This window comes from Actinosynnema sp. (assembly GCF_052038725.1).
The window spans coordinates 1-4692 of sequence record NZ_JBQGCX010000634.1 but is presented as its reverse complement, the minus strand read 5'-3'; the positions used below and the strand labels follow the sequence as shown (position 1 = coordinate 4692).

The following is a 4692-nucleotide window of genomic DNA, read 5'->3' as shown; positions in this document are numbered from 1 at the left end:
CGTGTCTCGTTGCGTTAGCGCAACGGTTTCCTTCGTTGCGTAACGTTAACACTTCTTTAGGGTGAACTAATTCGACTCGACCGGGTATTAGTTCCAGACCTGCACCGCCCTGATCACGAACGGAGCGTCCGGGACCCAGGTGCCGCCGCCCGGATAGGTGGTGAAATCGGCTTCCGTTGAGCAGTCCGCGCCCTGGTACACCGAGACCAGGCGGTTCAGGCGGTTGGCGAAGGAGCGGGCCACCAGGTTGTCCGGCAGGGGGACGCACTCGTCCGGGTTGGCGGTTTCCAGGTCCAGCCTGCGCGCCGTGCCGCTGTAGTTGGTGGTGGACCACGCGCAGAACTCGCCTCGGTCGCACCTCGGGGCGTCGGCCGCCACCAGGAGCGGAGCGGTGATGAGCAGGGAGGAGGCGATGATCGTTGATCTCATGGCGGGGATTTTCTGAGGTTCGCTCTGCTTCGGCTCGGCGCGTCACCCCATCCAGCTAGTTTCGCGAGTTGTCTGTCCCCCGGTCGAGTCTGCGGAGTTGGGCCGACAGGTAGTGCCTGGCGCGGCGTTGACCGCCGTGCGTCGCTATCGCCGCCTCCAGGGACCGCAGCAGGGCGGTCACCCTCGGGCGGTCCGGGGACCAGCCCCTGCGCTCGCACTCGGCCAGCCAGTCGACCGGGGAGGTGTGGCCCCTCGCCCGGTTGCACCTCGGGCAGGCGGCCAGCTCGTTCTCCAGCCAGGACGGGCCGCCCTTGACCTTCGGGACCAGGTGGTCCGTCGTTGGCCTGGTGTTCCGGTCGAACTCGCGCCTGCACCACGTGCAGTCGGCGCCGTCCCGGCTCAGCGCCTGCTCCAGGCGGGTGGACCGGTCCGGTTGGTGTGGGGGCACTGGGTCATCGTGGCGGTGTCCGGGCGACCCCGCCGACGGGATCATCGGGTGATGAGGTTCGAGGAACGGGTCGTCGCGCTGCTGAGGGCCTCCGGGGAGGCGATGACCGACGCCGAGATCGCCCGCGCCCTCGGGGTGGTCCACCAGCAGGTCAACGCGGTGTGCCGCAGGCTCGCCGCCGCCGGGGTGATCGTCCGGGACGACGCCGGCCTGCCCGTTCGCAACCACCTGCCCGACAGCCTGCGGGTCGTGCGGGGGTTGCCCGCCCCCTCCGAGGTGCGCGAGGTGGCGGACGTCAGCGAGCGCGCGGTGCGGCAGCGGCTCGTGGACTGGCTGCTCGCCGACGGGTGGAAGGTCGTGCGGGTGGCCGACGCGCGCAGCCGGGAGCGGGGGACCGACGTGGTGGTCGAGCGCGGGGCGCGGACCTTGCACGTCGAGGTGGAGGGGTTCCCCGGCAGCCGGTACGCCGACCCGGCGCGCGCCGGTGAGGTGAGGCGGACGCTGCCCGCCGTCCAGGCGCGGTCCGAGTTCGCGGCTGCCCTGCTCAAAGGGCTCCAGCTCCGGCAGGCGCACCCGGACGACGCGGTGGCGCTCGCGCTGCCCGACCGGCTCACCCACCGGCGCAACCTGGAGTCGGTCGCCTCCGTGTTCCCCCGGATGGGGCTCACCGTGTTCCTGGTGGGGGACGACGGCGCGGTCGAGGCCCGCTGGGGGGATCAGCTCCCCGTCCAGCGGTAGGCCCACGGGGGAGCGGTCAGAAGAGGGTGGGTTCGGCAGGTCCCTCGGCCCAGGGCGGGGTGGTGTTCAGCAAGGTGGCCAGGGACTCCGCGTTGTGGGGAGCTGCGCCCTCCATGGTGTTGTCGAAGTACACGTACGTGTCGCCCTCGAACGTGGACACGCGGTCCGCCCACCGCTTCAGGGACTCCTCCGGGTAGGAACCCCGGTAGAGCTGCCGCTCGCCGTGCAGGCGCACGTAGTGGAAGTCGGCGGTGCGGTGGTCGAACACCGGGAACTCGCCCGCGGTGTCGGCCAGCACCAGGGCCACGTTGTGCTGCTCCAGGAGCGCGCGGCACGCCGGGTCGGCGAAGCTCGGGTGCCTCGGCTCCAGCGCGTGCCTGCCCGCCGGGAGCAGCGCGAGGAAGTCGGCCAGGCGGGCGTCGAACGGGAGCGCGGGCGGCAGCTGCCACAGGACCGGGCCCAGCTTGGGGCCCAGTTCCTCCGGGCCCGAGGCGCAGAACGCGTCCAGGGCGCCCTCGACGTCGCGCAGCGCGCGCACGTGGGTCACCGACCTCGGGCCCTTCACCGCGAGCACGAACCCCTCCGGCGTGCGGTCCGCCCACGACCGGTAGTCGCGCGGGGAGCGGTCGCCGTAGAACGAGCCGTTCACCTCCACCGTCGCCAACCGGCCCGCCAGGTGCTCCAGCTCGCGCCGCTGGGCCAACCGGGCGGGGTAGAAGTCGCCCCGCCACTCCGGGTACGTCCAGCCCGAGGTGCCGACCCTGATCGCTGCGCTGCCCACGGGGCGAAGACCGTAGCACTTCTGTAGCACATCACCTACCCTTGTGGCATGGGTGTCGCCAGCATCGGGCAGCGCGAGCTCCGCAACGACAACGCCGAGATCATGCGGCGGGTCGAGGCGGGTGAGAGCTTCGTGGTCACGCGCAACGGCAGGCCGGTCGCCGACCTCGTGCCGCACGCCGCCGAACCCCGGCCCAGGGCGACGCTGGCCGAGCTGCAGGGCGCGTTCCGGGCGCTGCCCGCGGTCGACCTCGCCCGCTGGGAGGCCGACCGCGCCGCCGCCGACGCCGTCTTCGGCCCCGACGACCCCCTGGGCGACCCGTGGCGCCGGTGAGGCGCGTCCTGCTGGACACCTGCGTGGTCATCGCGCTGGAGCGGATCGACTTCGGGGACCTCGCCGCCGCGCAGCCGCTGATCAGCGCGGTCACCGTCGCCGAGCTGGCGTACGGGCTCGACGTCGACGACCCGGTGGAGCGGCACGCCCGCACCGAGCGGTACTACGCGGCGCTCGACCGGTTCGACGTGCTGCCGTTCGACCTCGCCTCGGCCAAGGTCTACGGCACGCTCGCCGCGCTGGTCCGCCGGATCGGGCGCGACCCCAGGCCCCGGCGGATGGACCTGCAGATCGCCGCCGTGGCCTCGGCCGCCGGGGTGCCGCTGCTGACCTCCAACACCGAGGACTTCGCCGGGCTGGAGCGGGTGGTCGACGTCATCGGCGTGCACCCGGCGGGCTGACCGGCCGAGGGCCCGGCCTCACAACCCCGCCGCGTCCAGCACCCCCGGCGCCACCCGAGCCACCTCCCGCTGCCACGGGTCGCGCGCCAGCGCCTCCGCGCACGGGCACGCCGCCAGGTCCTCCCCGCACAGGTACGCCCCCAGCACCCGCAGCACCCGCGCGCTCTGCCGCAGCCGCGCCGCCCCCACCAGCGGCACCAGCGCGTGCACCGCCTTCGCCAGCCGGTAGTGCACCCCCGGCCCGAGGTCCACGCTCGCCTGCCCGGCCAGCTCCTCGGCCACCAGCGCGATCGGCCCGCACCCGGCCCCGCGCGCGGCCCGGACCAAGTGCTGGTCCAGCCGCGCCACGAGCCTGCGGTGCACCTCCTCGCGCCAGGCCCGGTCCGCGCGCAGGAACGCCGCCAGCTCCTCCACCCGCACCGGTCCCGGCCTTGCCGGTCTGCACCTGCTCCGGCGTCGCAGCCGGACGCCCGCCTGCTCCGCGTGCCGCATCGCGCTCATGCCCACCAAGGTCGGGCACCGGGGCCCTTCCGCCGGACGGCTCACCCCTGTGCCGCCCCCGCGTTACTCGCCCGCAGTAGCGGCGAACGCGCTGCGGTACCAGGCGAGCGTGGCGTCGACCCCCTCCTCGAGGTCCACCGGGGCCACCCCGAACCGCTCCTGGAACGCCGAGCTGTCCACGACCTGCGGCTCCTGGTTCTGGTAGAAGACCTCGCGGTACTCCCCGACGAACACCTCGTCGAACGGCCCCCACGGCGCCAGCTCGGCCAGCACCCGCACGTCCAGCGGGCGGCCGACCCGCTCGGCGATGAGGTCGAAGACCTGCCGGGTGGTGCGGGCGGGCGCGGTGGGCAGGTGCCACACCCGGCCGTCCGCGTCGGGGGTCTCGCCCAGCAGCGCCAGGCCGCGCGCCACGTCGCCGATGTAGGTGTAGCTGTGCGGCAGGTCGACGTCGCCCAGGCCCAGCACGGTCTCGCCGGTCAGCGCGCCGGGGAACACGGCCCCGCCGAGCGTGGAGTTGAGCACGCGCGGCCCGTAGAAGTCTGCGGAGCGGCCCAGCACTACCCCGGCCCGGCCCGCCTCGTGCGCCTCCAGGTAGGCCCGGTCCAGCTCGGCGCGCATCCGGCCCTTGGGCCCGGTGGCGTTCCACGGGGTGTCCTCGGTCATCACCGCGCCGCCGGTGGGCCCGTACGGGTAGAGCGTGTCGAGCACGACCAGGCGCGCGCCCGCCCGCTCGACGCCGGTCAGGATCGCCTCCTGGAGCACCGGCATGGTCTCGACCTGCAGGTGGTAGGCGACGTTCACGCAGTGGTAGACGACCTCGGCCCCGGCGATGGCGCGCGTGGCGGCCTCGGGGTCGCGCAGGTCGGCCTCCTCGCGGGTGACGGTGCGGACCTCGTGGCCGCGCGCGGTGAGTTCGGTGGCGAGGGTGGTGCCCGCGGGGCCGACGCCCAGGACGACGTGCATGTCGGTGCTCCCTTCCGATGGACCAGTTAGTTAGAGGCTATCACAAAAATGACAACCTCTAACTAAACTTGCCCCCGACATGCCTGAGCGCCCGG

8 protein-coding genes are annotated in these 4692 nt (G+C 73.4%); 3 read left to right on the top strand and 5 right to left on the bottom strand.

The genetic code is table 11. The features are described 5' to 3' along the window. Positions 1 to 87: 87 nt before the first annotated feature. Both ACTUAL_RS13435 and ACTUAL_RS13430 read right to left on the bottom strand, forming a co-directional pair. Entirely contained in the window at positions 88 to 429 is a 342-nt protein-coding gene (locus ACTUAL_RS13435) for a peptidase inhibitor family I36 protein (RefSeq protein ID WP_440900470.1), read from the bottom strand. Positions 430 to 484: 55 nt separating this feature from the next. Next, positions 485 to 877: an HNH endonuclease gene (locus ACTUAL_RS13430; RefSeq protein WP_232519737.1), complete on the bottom strand. Its 393-nt coding sequence runs from the start codon at positions 875 to 877 to the stop codon at positions 485 to 487. A gap of 51 nt (positions 878 to 928) precedes the next feature. On the opposite strand from ACTUAL_RS13430, the gene ACTUAL_RS13425 reads away from it, so the two are divergent. Next, entirely contained in the window at positions 929 to 1615 is a 687-nt protein-coding gene (locus ACTUAL_RS13425; RefSeq protein ID WP_440900469.1) for a hypothetical protein, read from the top strand. A gap of 16 nt (positions 1616 to 1631) precedes the next feature. Here ACTUAL_RS13425 and ACTUAL_RS13420 read toward each other — a convergent pair whose 3' ends face one another. Further along, positions 1632 to 2396: a DUF72 domain-containing protein gene (locus ACTUAL_RS13420; RefSeq protein WP_096492134.1), complete on the bottom strand. Its 765-nt coding sequence runs from the start codon at positions 2394 to 2396 to the stop codon at positions 1632 to 1634. Between the two features lie 48 nt (positions 2397 to 2444). On the opposite strand from ACTUAL_RS13420, the gene ACTUAL_RS13415 reads away from it, so the two are divergent. Continuing rightward, positions 2445 to 2729 carry a type II toxin-antitoxin system Phd/YefM family antitoxin gene (locus ACTUAL_RS13415; RefSeq protein WP_096492135.1) on the top strand — a complete coding sequence of 95 codons (285 nt, stop codon included), beginning with the start codon at positions 2445 to 2447 and terminating at the stop codon, positions 2727 to 2729. Beyond that, complete coding sequence (locus ACTUAL_RS13410; RefSeq protein WP_440900468.1) at positions 2726 to 3130, top strand: type II toxin-antitoxin system VapC family toxin; 405 nt, start codon at positions 2726 to 2728, stop codon at positions 3128 to 3130. The genes ACTUAL_RS13415 and ACTUAL_RS13410 overlap by 4 nt, the downstream gene beginning before the upstream one ends. Before the next feature lie 18 nt (positions 3131 to 3148). Here the strand turns inward: ACTUAL_RS13410 and ACTUAL_RS13405 are convergent, their stop codons facing one another. Further along, a complete protein-coding gene (locus ACTUAL_RS13405) occupies positions 3149 to 3631 on the bottom strand; it encodes a hypothetical protein (protein ID WP_440900467.1) in 483 nt (160 codons plus the stop codon). Between the two features lie 63 nt (positions 3632 to 3694). Beyond that, positions 3695 to 4597 (bottom strand): NAD-dependent epimerase/dehydratase family protein, encoded by a 903-nt coding sequence (locus ACTUAL_RS13400; protein ID WP_096492137.1) that lies wholly within the window; start codon positions 4595 to 4597, stop codon positions 3695 to 3697. Between the last annotated feature and the right edge of the window lie 95 nt (positions 4598 to 4692).